Source organism: Kitasatospora sp. NPDC036755 (assembly GCF_040636595.1).
In the GTDB taxonomy this organism is placed as follows: Bacteria; Actinomycetota; Actinomycetes; order Streptomycetales; family Streptomycetaceae; genus Kitasatospora.
This window is the reverse complement of record NZ_JBEZUT010000194.1, coordinates 1-16,576: the sequence shown is the minus strand read 5'-3', so window position 1 is coordinate 16,576 and position 16,576 is coordinate 1. Positions and strand designations below refer to the sequence as shown.

The window sequence follows — 16,576 nt, the reverse complement described above, 5'->3', positions numbered from 1 at the left end:
GCCGATGCCGATGCGCGTCACCTACACCTTCGAGCCCACCCAGAGCGGCACCTTCGCCCGCATCCGGGTCATCCGGCAGGCCGCGCCGCCCGCCCGCTCCGCGCCGCTCACCGGGCGGCCTCCGCCCCGGCCCGGACCTCCGCGCCCACCGGCACGGTGGCACCGCCGAGTTCGAGGCTGAGCGAGGCCGCCTCCAGCAGCTGCAGCACCCGCACCCCGGCCCGGCCGTCGGTGAGCGGGGCCCGGCCCTCGGTGATGGCGGCGGCGAACTCGGCCATCACGTTGCGCAGCGCCTCCTGCTCGACGAGCGCCGGCGCGACCATCTCGCCGACCCGGTAGGAGATCAGCGCCCGGTGCCGGATCGCGTCGGTGAGCTGGTCGGGCGGGGTGAGGTCCACCCCGCGGTCGTGCACCGCCAGCCGGGCCTGCGGGTTGAGGTCGTCCCAGACCAGGGTGCGCCGCGAGCCGCCGATCAGGGTGGTGCGGACCTTGGTCGGGGAGAGCCAGTTGACGTGGCAGTGCGCCAGCGCGCCGTTGCTGAGCCTGACCGTCAGGTACGCGACGCAGGCGCGGCCGGCCCCGATCGGGTCGGCGCCCTGCGCGGACACCCCGACCGGCTCGACCCCGGGCGGCAGCACGAAGTCCAGGATCGACAGGTCGTGCGGGGCGAGGTCCCACAGCACGTCCACGTCGGGCTGCACCAGGCCGAGGTTGATCCGCACCGAGTCGAAGAACTGGACGTCCCCGATCTCCCCGCCGTGCACCAGCTCGCGGATCCGCCGCACCGCCGGGGTGTAGCAGAAGGTGTGGTCGCACATCAGCACCAGCCCGCGCCGCTCGGCCAGCTCGACGAGTTCCTCGGCCTCGGCGGCGGAGGTGGTGATCGGCTTCTCCACCAGTACGTGCTTGCCGGCCTCCAGGGCCGCCCGCACCAGCGCGTAGTGGGCTCCCGCCGGGGTGGCCACCGCGACCGCGCCGACCCGCTCGTCGGCCAGCACCCTCGGGTAGCTGCCGGTGACCCCGACGGTGCTGTACTCCCCCAGCACCGCGTGGGCCTTGGCCTCGTCCAGGTCGCACAGCCAGTGCAGCCGCAGCGCCGGGGTGTGCTGCGCGTTGCGGACCAGCTTCGGGCCCCAGTAGCCGGCCCCGACCACGGCCAGCCCGACCGGGTGCTCGGGAACGGGCCGGGGCGGCTCGTCCGGTGCGGGCACGTGGCCGCCGGGTGCCTGGTTGGCGGCCTGCCAGTGCTCGTCCTGAGGTTCCGACGTCATCGCACGAGCCCCTTCGCTCAGCGCCGGGGCGGGCGGCGGGCCCGCCCCGGCGGCCTCAACGTCCGACGCGGGCACCGGAGTCGGGCCGGCCGCCGGCTGTCCGCCCGGTCGGCCCCGTCCCGTTTCGCTCCGCTGCCGGAACGCTACCGGCCGTGCACCGGGCCCGGAGGCCGTTTCGGTAAATCGGTGGACAAGTCGTGACGGCCGGGTGCGCGTTCGGCCAGGCTCGGGTGACCGCCCGTCCGGCGGGTGCGGCGCCGGCCGCCGCCGCACCCCGGTTGTGCGGTTGTCAGTACCGTTTGACAGGCTTGCCCCGGACCGGCCCGGTCACTCCCGGCCGACGCCGGGCCACGAGGAGGAGGACGACGGATGACCACCGGTGAGCCGGCGGGCCCGCCCGTGCTGCGCCACCACCGCGACAGCCTGCTGCCCGCCGTCGCCGCCGCGCTGTCGCTCAAGGGCGGCGAGGTGCACACCCTGGCGGGCGACAAGGACGCGCGCCGCCCGGTGCTGCACCACCTGGTCGCCGACTTCCTGGACACCCTGCCGACGGAGGCCCGCGAGCGGTTCACGGGCCGCTGCCCGGAGGCCGTCCTGCTCTCCCAGTACCTGGGCACGGTCGACGGCAGGCGCTCCAAGCGCGCCGCCCGCAAGCCGATGACGCTGCACGAGGCACGCAAGGCGCTCAAGGGGTCCCGGATGACGACCGTGCGCATCCGCGAGGAGGGCGATCCGGCGCACGGCAGCCACGCCCCGCCGTGCCGTTCCTGCGCCCCGATGCTGGAGCACTTCACCGTGCGCAGCGTCGCCGTCGCACCACCGGCGCACTAGGCCGACCCCGCACGGACCGGCCGAGCGCCGGCACGTCCCCCCGTCCCCCAGCCCTGGAGTCCGCCCTGAACCCGCCGATCCCGTCCCCGCCGGCCACCCTCTCCCCCGCCGGCAACCGGACCCGCCCGCGTTTCCCCGCCGACGTCGCCGCCGAGCTGAAGGCGGCCGGCTGGCACCCCGGCCGCTGGCAGATCCGGCAGGCCGAGGAGTGGGCCGACGCCCTGGTCGGGTACGGCGCGCCCACCGGTGTGCGGCACGCGGTGTTCCCGGCGGCGGTGGAGGCCTGGGCCGAGTTCGGCGGCCTCGCCTTCGACCTGGCGGGCCCGGGCCGGCAGCTGGCCCGCACCCCGTTCCTGATCGACCCGCTGTGCGGGCTGCACCAGCCGCGCACCCTGCTGGACCTCGGCCGGGCGCTGGGCACGCAGCTGGCCCCGCTCGGCGAGGAGGCGTACGGGCAGGCGCTGCTGGCCGTCGACGAGGAGGGCCGGGTCTACAGCCTGGACCACGCCGGCGAGTGGTTCCTCGGCCAGGGCATCGACCAGGCGATCTCCGCCCTGGTCCTGGGCACCGCCCCGGAGCGGCTGCGGGCCCCGGACGAGTACTGAGGGCCGCTCAGCGCAGCCGTTCGGCCCGCACCGCCAGCCGGGACGGCAGCACCGCCTCGATCCGGAACCCGCCGTCCGCCTCCGGTCCGGAGGAGAAGGTGCCGCCCAGCGCGATCACCCGCTCCCGCATCCCGACCAGTCCGTTGCCCCCGCTGGGCAGCGCGGCCGCACCCTTCTCCCCGCCCGGGCAGGCGTTCACCACCGCCACCCGCACCCCGTTCGGCGCGTACGAGAGCAGGACGGACACCTGGGCGCCGCCCGCGTGCTTGTGCGCGTTGGTCAGGCCCTCCTGGACGACCCGGTAGGCGGTCTGCTCGGCCTCGCCGGTGAACTCCTGCCGGCTGCCGCTGACCGTCAGGGTCACCGCCATCCCGGCCGCCCGGGACTGGTCCACCAGCCGGGGCAGCCCGGTCAGCGAGTCCGGCTCCGGCTGCCGCTCGTTCTCCATCCGCAGCACCCCGAGGATCTCGCGCAGTTCGTTCAGCGCCTGCCGGCCCACCTCGCCCATCAGCTTGGCGCTCTGCGCCGCCTTCTCCGGGTCCTTGCCGACGATCCGCTCCAGCGCTCCGGCGTGCACCACCATCAGCGACACCCGGTGCGCCACCACGTCGTGCATCTCCCGGGCGATCCGGGTGCGCTCCTCCAGCCGGGCCCGGCGGGCGCGCTCCTGCGCCTGTTCGGCCAGCAGGTCCAGTTCGGTCTCCAGGCCGTGCGCGCGGTCCTTGAGCGAGTCGATCAGCCGCCGCCGCGCGCCGACGTACAGTCCGGTCACCACCGGGGCGACCGTCAGCCCGACCGACACCATCATCGACAGCAGGATCTGGCCCCACAGCGGCGGCGGGTCCACCGGGACGTCCCCGGGCGTCATCAGCGACACCGCCATCACGGCGGCCGCCTCGGCGAAGGCCAGCCCGGACAGCGCCACCACCCGGCGGCGGCGGGAGGGCCACTCCCAGGTCGACGCGAGCGTGTACAGCGCCACCACCAGCAGCAGCACGCCCAGCATCCCGGGCATCACCAGCAGCGTCACCAGCACCGGTACGGCCGGCCAGCGCCGACGCACCACCAGGGAGCCGCCGGCCAGCGTGCCGAGCACGGCTATCCCGACCGCTCCCGCGGTACTGACGTGGATCCGGGCGGAGAGGAAGGCGATCGTGCTGACCGCGCACTCCACCGCGGCGAGCAGCGCCAGCCCGATGTCCAGGAGGGCGCCGCGCGGCCGCTCCCACCACCAGAACGACCGGACCGGCACGCGCTCCCCAGGCGACTTGCTCATGCCCCACAGCGTAAGCGGCAACCCCCTCCCCTCCCCACCGGGATTGCCCGGCACACGTCCCGGAGCCCTCAAGTGGTCCAGACCACAGGTGCTTTTCGGCGGGCCTGTCCGCCATCCGGCCACCTCGCGGACAGCACCGTCCCCGACACCTATGCTGGTCGCGTCGGACAGCGCGGTCCGCACGCGTCACACCCGCCACACGCGTGTGGCCTGTGACGATGAGCCGTTGCCGAACCCCACCACCACAGGGAGCCAGCCGTGACCGCTCCGGTCCCCGCCCCGGCGGACAACCCCACGCCCGCCCCCGCGGACAACGCCGCCCTGCGTGCGGACATCCGCCGCCTCGGCGACCTGCTCGGCGAGACGCTGGTCCGCCAGGAGGGCCCCCAGCTGCTGGGCCTGGTCGAACAGGTCCGACTGCTGAGCCGCACCGACGGCGAGGCCACCGCCGAACTCCTCTCCGACATCGACCTGGACACCGCGGCCAAGCTGGTCCGGGCGTTCTCCACCTACTTCCACCTCGCCAACGTCACCGAGCAGGTGCACCGCGGCCGCGAGTTCGCCACCCGCCGCGCCCGGCAGGGCTCGCTGCTCGCGCAGACCGCCGACCTGCTCGCCGAGGCCGACGCCAAGCACCTCCAGGACACCCTGGCCCACCTCGCGGTCCGCCCGGTCTTCACCGCGCACCCCACCGAGGCCGCCCGCCGCAGCGTCCTCAACAAGCTGCGCCGGATCGGCGAACTCCTCGACCGCATCCACCGCGACGAGGTCACCTCCGGCCTGGCCGCCGCCGACCAGGCCCGCACCAGCAGCGCCAAGCGCTCCGCCGACCGCCGCCTGGCCGAGGTCATCGACCTGCTCTGGCAGACCGACGAACTGCGCATCGCCCGCCCGGAGCCCACCGACGAGGCCCGCAACGCCGTCTACTACCTGGACGAGCTCTACCGCGAGGCCGTCCCCGAGGTCCTGGAGGAGCTGCACGAGGAGCTCGCCCGGGTCGGCCTGGTCCTGCCCGACGGCGTACGCCCGCTCACCTTCGGCACCTGGATCGGCGGCGACCGCGACGGCAACCCCAACGTCACCCCGCAGGTCACCTGGGACGTCCTCAACCTCCAGCACGAGTACGGCATCAAGGACGCGCTCGCCGCGATCGACGACCTGCGCAACACGCTCTCCACCTCCGAGCGGCTGGCCGGCGCCTCGGTCGAACTGCTCGCCTCGCTCAACACGGACCTGCACCTGCTCCCCGAACTCAGCCCGCGCTACAAGCGGATGAACGCCGAGGAGCCCTACCGCCTCAAGGCCACCTGCATCCGGCTCAAGCTGGAGAACACCCGCGAGCGGCTGGCCGGCGGCACCCCGCACGTCGACGGCCGCGACTACCTCGGCACCCGCGAACTGATCGCCGACCTGCGGCTGATCCAGGACTCGCTGCGCTCCCACCGCGGCGAGCTCATCGCCGACGGCCGCCTCGCCCGGGCCATCCGCACCGTCGAGGCCTTCGGCCTCCAGCTCGCCACCATGGACGTGCGCGAGCACGCCGAGGCCCACCACCACGCCCTCGGCCAGCTCTTCGACCGGCTCGGCGAGGAGGCCTGGCGCTACGCCGACATGCCCCGCGAGTACCGGCAGAAGCTGCTCGCCAAGGAGCTCCGCTCGCGCCGCCCGCTCGCCCCCACCCCGGCCCCGCTGGACGAGGCCGGCACCAAGACCCTCGGCGTGTTCAACACCATCCGCCAGGGCTTCGAGCGCTTCGGCGACGAGATCGTCGAGAGCTACATCATCTCCATGTGCCAGGGCGCCGACGACGTCTTCGCCGCCACCGTGCTGGCCCGCGAGGCCGGCCTGATCGACCTCCACGCCGGCATCGCCAAGATCGGCATCGTGCCGCTGCTGGAGACCACCGACGAACTCCAGCAGGCCGACCGCATCCTCGACGAGATGCTCTCCGACCCGTCGTACCGCCTGCTCGTCTCGCTGCGCGGCGACGTCCAGGAGGTCATGCTCGGCTACTCGGACTCCTCCAAGTTCGGCGGCATCACCACCTCCCAGTGGGAGATCCACCGCGCCCAGCGCCGACTGCGCGACGTCGCCCACCGCTACGGCATCCGGCTGCGCCTGTTCCACGGCCGCGGCGGCACCGTCGGCCGCGGCGGCGGCCCCTCGCACGAGGCCATCCTGGCCCAGCCCTGGGGCACCCTGGAGGGCGAGATCAAGGTCACCGAGCAGGGCGAGGTCATCTCCGACAAGTACCTGCTCCCCTCGCTGGCCCGGGAGAACCTGGAGCTGACCCTCTCCGCCACGCTCTCCGCCTCCGCGCTGCACACCGCCCCGCGCCAGGCCCCCGAGTCGCTGGCCCGCTGGGACGCCGCGATGGACCGGGTCTCCGAGGCCGCCCACACCGCCTACCGCGGGCTGGTCGAGCAGGAGGACCTGCCGAAGTACTTCTTCGCCTCCACCCCGGTCGACCAGCTCGCCTCGCTCCACCTGGGCTCCCGCCCCTCCCGCCGCCCCGACTCCGGCGCCGGCCTGGACGGCCTGCGGGCCATCCCGTGGGTGTTCGGCTGGACCCAGTCCCGGCAGATCGTCCCCGGCTGGTTCGGCGTCGGCTCCGGCCTCGCCGCCGCCCGCGCGGCCGGCCTCGGCGACGTGCTGGACGAGATGTACGGCGAGTGGCACTTCTTCCGCAACTTCCTGTCCAACGTCGCCATGACGCTGGCCAAGACCGACCTGCGGATCGCCCGCCACTACGTCGAGCAGCTGGTGCCCGGCGAGCTGCACCACGTCTTCGACGAGATCAAGGCCGAGCACGCGCTCACCCTGCGCGAGGTGCTCCGGCTCACCGGCGAGAGCGAACTGCTGGAGCACAACCCGGTGTTGAAGCAGACCTTCGCCGTCCGCGACGCCTACCTCGACCCGATCTCCTACCTCCAGGTCGCGCTGCTGCGCCGCCAGCGCGAGGAGCTCTCGGCCGGGCGCCAGGACGACCCGCTGCGCGCCCGGGCGCTGCTGCTGACCGTCAACGGCATCGCCGCCGGTCTGCGCAACACCGGCTGACGGCCGCTCCGAGAACGGCCGAGGGGCCGGTGTCCCGTCCGGGACACCGGCCCCTCGCCATGAGGCTCCGTGCGGTTCGGCGGGGCTCCGTGGGGCCCGTGCGGCCCTCGGGGCCCGGCAGGTCCCGCGGGGCTCCGCGGGACGGCTACTCCGCGCCCTCGCCGGCGCGCCGGCGCCTGAGCCACAGCGCCGCACCGCCGGCCGCCACCACCAGGCCGCCGCCGACCGCCAGCAGGCCCGCGTCGGGGCCCATCGAGTCGCCGAGCACCGGGGCGAACTGCGCCGCCGCGGGCTCCGGGGAGTCCGCCGGGCCCGGCTCGGCCACCGGGTCCGCGTGCGCCACCGCACCGCCCGACAGCAGGATCCCGGCCGCCCCCAGCGCACCGGCCGTGCCGACCCGCCGTCCGAGCCGCTTCAGCTCGGCCACCCGGCGCCGTCGCACTCCGCGGACCGGACCCAATCCCCGCATCGAGAACTCCCCAGGACTCGTTCGCGTACCGGGCCGACGCTATCCGATCCCGCACAGGGTTCTCACACCGATTCAGGTTTGGGCGACCAAGCGTTGTACGACCGTTGCGTACTCCGCACACGGTGCTGACGCCCGGTCAGGACGGGTCAGGAGTTGTACGTTCCCTGGGCCCGCTCCAGCCCCTCGGACAGCAGCGCCTCCACCGCGTCCGCCGAGCGGTCCACGAACCACTCCAGCTCCTTGCGCTCGGTCGAGGAGAAGTCCTTCAGCACGAAGTCCGCGACCTCCATCCGGCCCGGCGGGCGGCCGATCCCGCAGCGCACCCGGTGGTAGTCCGGGCCCAGCGACTTGGTGATCGACTTCAGGCCGTTGTGGCCGTTGTCCCCGCCGCCCAGCTTCAGCCGCAGCGCCGCGTAGTCGATGTCCAGCTCGTCGTGGACCGCGATCAGCGCCGAGGCCGGAGCCTTGTAGAAGTCGCGCAGTGCCGTCACCGGCCCGCCGGAGAGGTTCATGAAGGACATCGGCTTGGCCAGCACCACCCGCTTGCCCGCCAGCCGCCCCTCGGCCACCTGCGCCCGGCTCTTGTGCGCCTTGAACCTGGCACCCATCCGCTGTGCCAGCAGGTCCACCACCATGAAGCCGATGTTGTGCCGGTTCCGGGCGTACTGCTCCCCGGGGTTGCCCAGCCCCACCACCAGCCAGGGGCCGTCGTAGTCCTCGCTCATGCGTCAACCTCCACGGCTCGCTCGCTGCGCTCGCTCACGCTTCTCTCCTCGCCTTCACCCTCGACGTCATCATCCCGGACGCACCGCTGCCCCGGTCGCTCCAGCTGGAGCGACCGGGGCAGCGGTCTCAGCGGTCGAACGCTACGAGGCTCAGGCCTCGGCGCCCTCGGCCTCGGCGGCCTCGTCCTCGGCCGGGGCGGCCTGGGCGGCGATGACCTGCAGCACGACGGCGTCGGCCTCGACGGCCAGGGAGACGCCGGCCGGCAGGACGATGTCCTTGGCGTGGACGGCGGCACCGGCCTCCAGGCCCTCGACCGAGACGGTCACGGACTCGGGCAGGTGGGTGGCCTCGGCCTCGATCGGCAGGGCCTGCAGGACGTGCTCCAGCAGGTTGCCGCCCGGGGCCAGCTCGCCCTCGGTGTGGACCGGGATCTCGACGGTGACCTTCTCGCCGCGCTTGACCAGCAGCAGGTCGACGTGCTCGATGGTGCGCTTGATGGCCTCGCGCTGGACGGCCTTCGGCAGGACGTACTCGTCCTTGCCCTCGATCGGAACGACCAGCAGGGCGTTCGGGGTCTTCAGGGCCATCATCAGGTCGTGGCCGGGCAGGTTCAGGTGAACCGGGGCGTGGCCGTGGCCGTAGACGACACCGGGGACGAAGCCGGCGCGGCGGGCGCGACGGGCGGCACCCTTGCCGAACTCGGAACGGGTCTCAGCGGCAATACGGATCTCGGACACGACTGCACTCCTCGTGGAAATGGCGCGGGGGTGCAGGCAACGCGAAAAACCGCCGGGACCACACCCTCAGTACGTTCGGGGGTCACTCGGCGGCAACGGCCTGCCGGCGGACGGGAATCCGGCACCGGCAGCGCGTCGATCACGGAGCGGGCGCCCGTCGAGCAGGCGCACGGCATCCCTCGCCGAGCAGTTTCACGAGTCTAACCGCACCGACGGCCTCCCGCGAAATCGACGGCGGCCCCGGTCCGTCCGGACCGGGGCCGCCTGCGCGGGCCTTCGTCAGTGCACGCCCTCGAAGAGGCTGGTCACCGAGCCCTCCTCGAACACCTCGCGGATCGCGGCGGCGATCGACGGGGCGATGGACAGCGTGGTGATCTTGTCCAGCTGCAGCGAGGCGGGGGTGGGCAGCGTGTTGGTGAACACGAACTCGCTCACCCGCGAGTTCTTCAGCCGGTCCGCGGCCGGGCCGGAGAGCACACCGTGGGTGGCCGCCACCACGACGTCCGCGGCACCGTTGTCGAACAGCGCGTCGGCCGCGGCGCAGATGGTGCCGGCGGTGTCGATCATGTCGTCGACCAGCACGCAGACCCGGCCCTTGACGTCACCGACGACGTCGGCCGACAGGATGGTGTTGGCCTGGGTGATGTCGCGGCGCTTGTGGATGATCGCCAGCGGGGCGTCCAGCCGGTCGCACCACTGGTCGGCGACCTTCACGCGGCCGGCGTCCGGCGAGACGACCGTCAGCTTGGAGCGGTCCACCTTCTCGCCGATGTAGTCGGCCAGCAGCGGCAGCGCGAACAGGTGGTCCACCGGGCCGTCGAAGAAGCCCTGGATCTGCGCGGTGTGCAGGTCCACGGCCATCAGGCGGTCGGCGCCGGCCTGGCGCAGCAGGTCGGCGACCAGGCGGGCCGAGATGGGCTCGCGGCCGAGGTGCTTCTTGTCCTGGCGGGCGTAGCCGTAGAACGGCAGGATCGCGGTGATGCTCTTGGCGGAGGCCCGCTTCAGAGCATCGATCATGATCAGCTGCTCCATGATCCACTGGTTGATGGGAGCCGTGTGGCTCTGCATCACGAAGCAGTCCGCGCCGCGCGCGGAGTCCAGGAAGCGTACGTAGATCTCGCCGTTGGCGAAGTCCAGGGCCTTGGTGGGGACCAGCTCGGTCCCGAGCGCCGCGGCCACCTCACTCGCCAGCTCCGGGTGGGCACGGCCGGAGAAGAGCTTCAGCTTCTTCTCACCCGACGTCGTGATCCCGCTCACTGCACCGTCTCCTCGCGTTGCGGACGCTGAACCCTCGACCCGGCGGCGGGCAGGCAGGGCCCGCTCGCGGCACGGGTAGGGGAAATGTCGGTACGCCTGGACACGGGCGGTAAGCCCAGTGGCGCACGTATGTCCCCAAGGTTACGCGCCCGCGCAGAAACCGTCCGCCCCGGGACCGCCCAGCGGCCCCCCGGCCCGCCCGCTCAGGACTGCTCGGCGCCGTCCGCCGCGGCCTTCGCCGCCTGCGCGGACACCGTTCCGGGGCGCTTGCGCTCGACCCAGCCCTCGATGTTGCGCTGCGTGGCCCGGTTCACACCGAGTGCCCCGGCCGGGACGTCGTTGGTGATCACCGAGCCGGCGCCGGTGTAGGCGCCGTCACCGACGGTGACCGGAGCGATGAACATGTTGTCCGAACCGGTCCGGCAGTGCGCGCCGATGACCGTGCGGTGCTTGTTCACGCCGTCGTAGTTCACGGTGACCGAGGCCGCGCCGACGTTGGTGCCCTCGCCGATCGTGGCGTCGCCGATGTAGGACAGGTGCGGCACCTTGGCGCCCTCGCCCAGCTCGGAGTTCTTCACCTCGACGTAGGTGCCGACCTTCGCCTTGCGGGCCAGCTTGGCGCCCGGCCGCAGGTAGGCGTACGGGCCGGCGGTGGCCAGCTCGCCCACCTCGGCGCGGTCGGCCGTGGTGTTGCTGACCCGGGCGCCGGCGCCGACCAGGGTGTCCCGGAGGGTCGAGTTCGGGCCCACCTCGCAGCCCTCGCCCAGGTGCGTGGCGCCCTGGAGCTGGGTGTTCGGCAGCACCACGGCGTCCGGCTCGTACGTGACCTGCACGTCGAACCAGGTGGTCGCCGGGTCCACCACGGTGACGCCCTCGCGCATCGCCCGCTCCAGCAGGCGGTCGTTCAGCAGCCGGCGGGCCTGCGCCAGCTGGACCCGGTCGTTGATGCCCAGGATGTCCCGGTGGTCCTCGGCCACCACGGCGCCGACCCGGTGGCCCGCCTTGCGCAGGATCTCCAGGGTGTCGGTCAGGTACTCCTCGCCCTGCGAGTTGTCCGTGGTGAGCTCGCCCAGCGCGGCGGTGAGCAGCTCGGCGTCGAAGGCGAAGACGCCGGAGTTGATCTCGGTGATCGCGCGCTGGGTGGCGCTGGCGTCCCGCTCCTCGACGATCGCGGCGACGGTGCCGTCCTCGTCCCGCAGGATGCGGCCGTAGCCGAAGGGCTCCGGGACGACGGCCGTCAGCACGGTGACGCCGTTCCGCTGGGCGGTGTGCGCGTCGGCCAGCCGGCGCAGGGTCTCGCCGGTCAGCAACGGCGAGTCGCCGGCGGTGACGATGACCGTGCCGTCCAGCGCGACGCCGTCGGCGGTCAGCGACTCCAGCGCCGTGCGCACCGCGTGCCCGGTGCCGTTCTGCTCCTCCTGCACCGCGGTGCGGGTGGCCGGGTAGTGCTCCGCCAGGTGCTCCACGACCTGCTCGCGCTGGTGGCCGACCACCACGACCAGCTGGCCCGGGGTCAGTTCCCGGGCCGCCGAGACCGCGTGGCCCACCAGCGAGCGCCCGCAGACCTCGTGCAGCACCTTGGGCAGCTTGTTCGACTTCATCCGGGTCCCGCCACCGGCGGCGAGCACGACAACGGCGGCAAGCGAATTGGCACCCATGCGGGGAGGCTCCTCGGTAGGTTCACAGAGAGGGCAGAGCAGGCCCGGCCCGGACCCAGGCCGGTCGCCATTCGCACAGTCCGCCGAGCAGCACCGACAATACCGGCGCGATCGAAAACGCCCGAACCCGAGGCGTGCAGAGGCTCCGCCGCTAGGATTCGAACCCAGACAAAGGCCTCCAAAGGGCCCTGTGCTGCCATTACACCACGGCGGACAGTCGTGTCAGACCCTACCCGAGAGGGCCCTGCCGTGGGTATCGACTTGACCGATCCGCGGCCCCATTTCCAGCGCCCGCGAGCCAACCCGCCGGGCCGGCGGTTCATCCATCCAGTCGGGTGAATTCACTCAAGCGCCGCGCGGCGGAGTGTTCCCCTGGACACGGAGCGCAACCTACGATGCCGTAGGTTACGCAAACGTAGCTCCGCTTCTCTCCCGTTTCTCTCCCGTTCCGGGACGCCGCAAAGGGACGCCCATGACCATCCAGGCAGGCGAGGCGCGCGCGGGGAACGCCGCGTCCGGCACTCCGTCACCCGACTCCGATCCCACCGGTCCCGCCGATCCGGCCGGGGCCACCGCCGCCGACACCACGGCCGACACCACGGCCGCCCGGGTGTCCGCCACCCGCGGCGGGGAGAAGCAGGGCCTGGCCGAGCGGATCGCGCTCTCCCTGTTCATCCTCGTGCCGTTCGCCGCCCTGGTGGCCGCCGTTCCCGTCGCCTGGGGCTGGGGGGTGGGCTGGACGGACCTCGCGATCGCCGTCGCCATGTACTTCCTCACCTGCCACGGCGTCACCGTCGGCTACCACCGCTACTTCACCCACGGCGCCTTCAAGGCCAACCGCCCGGTGCGGCTGGCGCTGGCGATCGCCGGGAGCCTCGCCGTCGAGGGCCCGCTGGTGCGCTGGGTGGCCGACCACCGCAAGCACCACCGGTTCAGCGACAAGGACGGCGACCCGCACTCGCCCTGGCGCTACGGGGAGAGCCTCCCCGCCCTGATGAAGGGCCTGTGGTGGGCCCACATGGGCTGGATGTTCGACGAGGAGCAGACCTCGCAGGTCAAGTACGCCCCCGACCTGGTGCGCGATCCGGCCATGCGGCGGATCTCCCGGCTGTTCTGGCTCTGGACCACCATCTCGCTGCTGCTGCCCGCACTGGTCGGCGGCCTGCTGAGCCTGTCCTGGGAGGGCGCGCTCTCCGCCTTCTTCTGGGGTTCGCTGGTCCGGGTGGCACTGCTGCACCACGTCACCTGGTCGATCAACTCGATCTGCCACGCCGTCGGCCGGCGCCCGTTCCGCTCCCGGGACCGCTCCGGCAACGTCTGGTGGCTCGCCGTGCTCTCCTGCGGGGAGTCCTGGCACAACCTGCACCACGCCGACCCGACCGCGGCCCGGCACGGGGTGCTGCGCGGACAGATCGACTCCTCGGCCCGGCTGATCCGCTGGTTCGAACTGGCCGGCTGGGTGCGGGACGTCCGCTGGCCGGACGCACAGCGGATCGCCGCCCGCCGCGCCGCATGAGGCGGCGCTTCCAGCATGATGTAGGGGTGAACGGGAGCAGCGCAGACAGCACAGGCGGTCACCACAGCACGCGGACGGACGCGGCGCCCGCCACGGCGCCGGCCCGTCCGCGGCCCGCTGCACCGGCGGCCGGCACCGAGGAGGGGGGCCCGGACCGGGCCGCCGGCGGCGGCTCGGCCGCGGCCCCGCGCCGCCGCGGCGGCCGGGTCCGGATGACCGGCAAGCAGCGGCGCGAACAGCTGCTGGAGATCGGCCGCACGGTCTTCGCCGAGCGCGGCTACGACGGCACCTCGGTGGAGGAGATCGCCGAGCGCGCCGGGGTGTCGAAGCCCGTGGTGTACGAGCACTTCGGCGGCAAGGAGGGGCTGTACGCGGTGGTCGTCGACCGCGAGATGCAGCTGCTGCTGGACATGGTGACCGGGGCGCTGACCGGCGGGCACTCCCGCGAGCTGCTGGAACAGGCCGCCTTCGCGCTGATGGACTACATCGACACCTCGACGGACGGCTTCCGGATCCTGGTCCGGGACTCCCCGGTGGCCCAGTCGACCGGCACCTTCGCCTCGCTGATCAGCGACATCGCCACCCAGGTCGAGGACATCCTGGGTCTGGAGTTCAAGTCCCGCGGCTTCGACGCCCGGCTCGCGCCGATGTACTCCCAGATGCTGGTCGGGATGGTCGCGCTGACCGGGCAGTGGTGGCTGGAGGTCCGCAAGCCGGACAAGGCGACGGTGGCGGCGCACCTGGTGAACCTCGCCTGGCACGGGCTGGAGGGCCTGGAGCGGCACCCGAAGCTGGTCGGCGAACGCAGGGGCTGACCGGCCCCGCCCGGGGCCGCTCGGGGCCGCTCGGACCCCTGGGGGTCGGCCCGGCCCCTGGGGTTCGGCCCGGCACCTTGGGTCAGCCCGGCCCCTGGGGTCAGCCCGACCGCTTGGGTCAGCCCGACCGCTTGGTCCCCACCGCGAAGATCCGCCGGAACGGGAACACCGTCCCGCCCGGCCCGGCCGGGTAGGCCTCGCGCAGCAGCCGCCCGTACTCGGCGAGGAAGGCCGTCCGGTCGGCCGGGTCGGCGAGCCGGGTGAGGACCGGGCGCAGCGCGGTGCCCTTGACCCACTCCAGGACCGGGTCCGGCCCCGGCAGCGGGGTCAGATAGGTGGTCTCCCAGACGTCCGGGAGGCACCCGGCGGCGGCCAGGGCGTCGAGGTAGCGCTCGGGCGGGTGGACGCCGGCCCGGACGGCCTCCTCGCCGAGCGCGTCCCGCCAGCGGGCACTGCGGCGCAGGTCGGCGAGCAGGGTGTGGCTGGGGGCGTCGAAGTTGCCCGGCACCTGGAAGGCCAGCACCCCGCCGGGTTCGAGGGCGTCAGCCCAGCGCGGCAGCAGCGTCAGGTGCCCGTCCACCCACTGGAGGGTGGCGTTGGAGACGATCAGGTCGGGCCGGGCCGGAGCCGGGTCGTAGTCGCGGGCGTCGGCGAGCAGGTAGGAGGCACCGGGCTCGCCCTCGGCGCGGGCGGTGGCCAGCATCGGGGCGGAGTTGTCGACGCCGGTCAGCCGGGCGTGCGGCCAGCGCTCGCGCAGCACGGCGGTGGAGTTGCCGGGGCCGCAGCCGATGTCCAGGACCGTCTCGGCACCGGGGTGCGGGAGGGCGGGGACGCGGGCGAGCAGGTCACGCAGCGGGCGGGTGCGTTCGTCGGCGAAGCGCAGGTACTGCGCCGGGTCCCAGACGGGGGTGGTCATGGTTCACCTCGCAAGTATCTCGATATCAAGATATCCCCCGGTAGCGTTCCTGGCACATTTCTCGATGTCAAGAGACTTCACATCGACACATCCACCGATACACTGATCGTCATGGAGGACGAGGTCGACAGGCTGGTCGCAGCGTGGCGCCGGGAGCGCCCCGACCTCGACGTGGAGCCGCTGGAGGTGCTCAGCCGGGTCAGCCGGCTCGCTCGGCACCTCGACCGCGCCCGCCGCGCCGCCTTCGCCGAGCACGGCCTGGAGCCCTGGGAGTTCGACGTCCTGACCGCCCTGCGGCGGGCCGGCTCCCCGTACCAGCTCTCCCCCGGCCAGCTGCTCACCCAGACCCTGGTCACCTCCGGCACCATGACCAACCGGATCGACCGGCTCACCGGCAAGGGCCTGGTCAAGCGCCTGCCCGACCCGGACGACCGGCGCGGCGTGCTGGTCCGGCTCACCGACGACGGGCGCGACCGCGCCGACCAGGCGCTCGCCGGACTGCTCGCCCACGAGCGCGAACTGCTCGCCCAGCTCACCTCCGGCCAGCAGACCGAACTCGCCGCGCTGCTGCGGCAGCTGGTCGCCCCGTTCGACAACATCCCGGGCTGACGGCGCTCCCGCTCGGGCCCCGGGGCTCGGCTCGCCTCGGCTCGGCCCGCCCTGGCCTGGCTCGGCTCGGCCCGCCCTGGCCTGGCTCGGCTCGGGCCAGGGCTCGGCTCGGAACACGGGGTTCGGGACTCGGGACCCGGGGCTCGGAGCTCGGGGCTCGGGGCCGCTCGGGGCTCGGGGCCGCTCAGGGCCGTTCGACGGTGCTGACCGCCGGGGGCGACGGTGGCGCGACCGGCTCGGCCGGACTGACCCCGGCCCGGCGGGCGACCGCGACGGCCGCCAGCGTGGAGTGCACCCCGAGCTTGCCCAGCACGTTCTGCATGTGCGTCCGGACGGTGTGCGGCGACAGGTAGAGCCGCTCCGCGACGGCCTGCCGCCCGAGGCCAGCCACCATGCAGCGCAGGATCTGCTTCTCCCGCGGGGTCAGGGTGTCGACCAGCCGCTCGCTCTCGGTCCGGTCCCGCCGGGCGGTGGTGAGCTCGCGGATCACCCCGGTCAGCAGTGCGGGCGGCAGGTGCGTCTCGTCCCGCAGCACACCCCGGACCACCGCGAGCAGCCGGGCCAGCGAACTCTCCTTCGCCACCCAGCCGGTGGCACCCGCGTGCAGCGCCCGGGCGGCGCGGTGCGGATCGTCGGCGGTGGCCAGGACGACGGCGCGCAGCCCGGGGTGGGCGCGCCGGAGCCTGGCCAGCAGGGTGATGCCGTCGGGCGGAGGGGCGGAGGGTCTGAACTGCTCGGCCGCACACCGGTCAGCCCGGTGACGTACGCCAGGAACTCCGGGTCGGGGCCCGAGGGCAGCACCAGGACGTCGCCGTCCCGGGCCCACCAGATCA

General features: G+C 73.5%; 14 protein-coding genes, 1 tRNA gene and 1 pseudogene. 6 read left to right on the top strand and 10 right to left on the bottom strand.

Annotated features, from left to right (window positions below):
- Positions 1-107: 107 nt before the first annotated feature.
- Positions 108-1,271 carry a Gfo/Idh/MocA family oxidoreductase gene (locus AB0E96_RS25885; protein ID WP_359827731.1) on the bottom strand — a complete coding sequence of 388 codons (1,164 nt, stop codon included), beginning with the start codon at positions 1,269-1,271 and terminating at the stop codon, positions 108-110.
- Between the two features lie 369 nt (positions 1,272-1,640).
- Between AB0E96_RS25885 and AB0E96_RS25880 the strand changes: the two genes are divergently transcribed.
- A complete protein-coding gene (locus tag AB0E96_RS25880; protein ID WP_359827730.1) occupies positions 1,641-2,102 on the top strand; it encodes a YwqJ-related putative deaminase in 462 nt (153 codons plus the stop codon).
- Between the two features lie 77 nt (positions 2,103-2,179).
- Complete coding sequence (locus tag AB0E96_RS25875) at positions 2,180-2,707, top strand: SUKH-3 domain-containing protein (protein WP_359827733.1); 528 nt, start codon at positions 2,180-2,182, stop codon at positions 2,705-2,707.
- 7 nt (positions 2,708-2,714) lie between these two features.
- Here AB0E96_RS25875 and AB0E96_RS25870 read toward each other — a convergent pair whose 3' ends face one another.
- Positions 2,715-3,983 carry a histidine kinase gene (locus AB0E96_RS25870; RefSeq protein ID WP_359827729.1) on the bottom strand — a complete coding sequence of 423 codons (1,269 nt, stop codon included), beginning with the start codon at positions 3,981-3,983 and terminating at the stop codon, positions 2,715-2,717.
- 258 nt (positions 3,984-4,241) lie between these two features.
- Here AB0E96_RS25870 and ppc point away from each other — a divergent pair, with 258 nt between their 5' ends.
- Positions 4,242-7,040, top strand: a complete 2,799-nt coding sequence (ppc, locus tag AB0E96_RS25865) for a phosphoenolpyruvate carboxylase (RefSeq protein WP_359827728.1) — start codon at positions 4,242-4,244, stop codon at positions 7,038-7,040.
- A 145-nt stretch (positions 7,041-7,185) separates the two neighbouring features.
- On the opposite strand, the gene AB0E96_RS25860 is transcribed toward ppc, so the two are convergent.
- The 6 genes from AB0E96_RS25860 to AB0E96_RS25835 all read right to left on the bottom strand — a co-directional run bounded on the left by AB0E96_RS25860 (position 7,186) and on the right by AB0E96_RS25835 (position 12,101).
- Positions 7,186-7,467, bottom strand: coding sequence for a hypothetical protein (locus AB0E96_RS25860; protein ID WP_359827727.1), 282 nt, complete (start codon positions 7,465-7,467; stop codon positions 7,186-7,188).
- A gap of 188 nt (positions 7,468-7,655) precedes the next feature.
- Positions 7,656-8,234, bottom strand: a complete 579-nt coding sequence (gene pth / locus AB0E96_RS25855) for an aminoacyl-tRNA hydrolase (protein ID WP_359827726.1) — start codon at positions 8,232-8,234, stop codon at positions 7,656-7,658.
- Between the two features lie 150 nt (positions 8,235-8,384).
- Positions 8,385-8,972, bottom strand: a complete 588-nt coding sequence (locus tag AB0E96_RS25850; RefSeq protein WP_359827724.1) for a 50S ribosomal protein L25/general stress protein Ctc — start codon at positions 8,970-8,972, stop codon at positions 8,385-8,387.
- Positions 8,973-9,251: 279 nt separating this feature from the next.
- Positions 9,252-10,229, bottom strand: a complete 978-nt coding sequence (locus AB0E96_RS25845) for a ribose-phosphate diphosphokinase (protein WP_359827723.1) — start codon at positions 10,227-10,229, stop codon at positions 9,252-9,254.
- 203 nt (positions 10,230-10,432) lie between these two features.
- A complete protein-coding gene (gene glmU / locus AB0E96_RS25840) occupies positions 10,433-11,887 on the bottom strand; it encodes a bifunctional UDP-N-acetylglucosamine diphosphorylase/glucosamine-1-phosphate N-acetyltransferase GlmU (protein ID WP_359827721.1) in 1,455 nt (484 codons plus the stop codon).
- A gap of 143 nt (positions 11,888-12,030) precedes the next feature.
- A tRNA-Gln gene (locus AB0E96_RS25835) sits at positions 12,031-12,101 on the bottom strand.
- A gap of 258 nt (positions 12,102-12,359) precedes the next feature.
- Here AB0E96_RS25835 and AB0E96_RS25830 point away from each other — a divergent pair.
- The gene (locus AB0E96_RS25830) at positions 12,360-13,403 is read left to right on the top strand and encodes a fatty acid desaturase (protein WP_359827720.1); all 1,044 of its coding nucleotides are present in this window, start codon (positions 12,360-12,362) and stop codon (positions 13,401-13,403) included.
- A gap of 212 nt (positions 13,404-13,615) precedes the next feature.
- Entirely contained in the window at positions 13,616-14,218 is a 603-nt protein-coding gene (locus AB0E96_RS25825; protein ID WP_359827732.1) for a TetR/AcrR family transcriptional regulator, read from the top strand.
- 118 nt (positions 14,219-14,336) lie between these two features.
- Here AB0E96_RS25825 and AB0E96_RS25820 read toward each other — a convergent pair whose 3' ends face one another.
- Complete coding sequence (locus AB0E96_RS25820) at positions 14,337-15,134, bottom strand: methyltransferase domain-containing protein (protein ID WP_359827719.1); 798 nt, start codon at positions 15,132-15,134, stop codon at positions 14,337-14,339.
- Between the two features lie 111 nt (positions 15,135-15,245).
- Between AB0E96_RS25820 and AB0E96_RS25815 the strand changes: the two genes are divergently transcribed.
- Positions 15,246-15,743 (top strand): MarR family transcriptional regulator, encoded by a 498-nt coding sequence (locus tag AB0E96_RS25815; protein ID WP_359827718.1) that lies wholly within the window; start codon positions 15,246-15,248, stop codon positions 15,741-15,743.
- 184 nt (positions 15,744-15,927) lie between these two features.
- On the opposite strand, the pseudogene AB0E96_RS25810 reads toward AB0E96_RS25815, so the two are convergent.
- A pseudogene (locus tag AB0E96_RS25810) lies at positions 15,928-16,449 on the bottom strand (response regulator transcription factor); the annotation flags it as partial.
- Positions 16,450-16,576 lie beyond the last annotated feature (127 nt).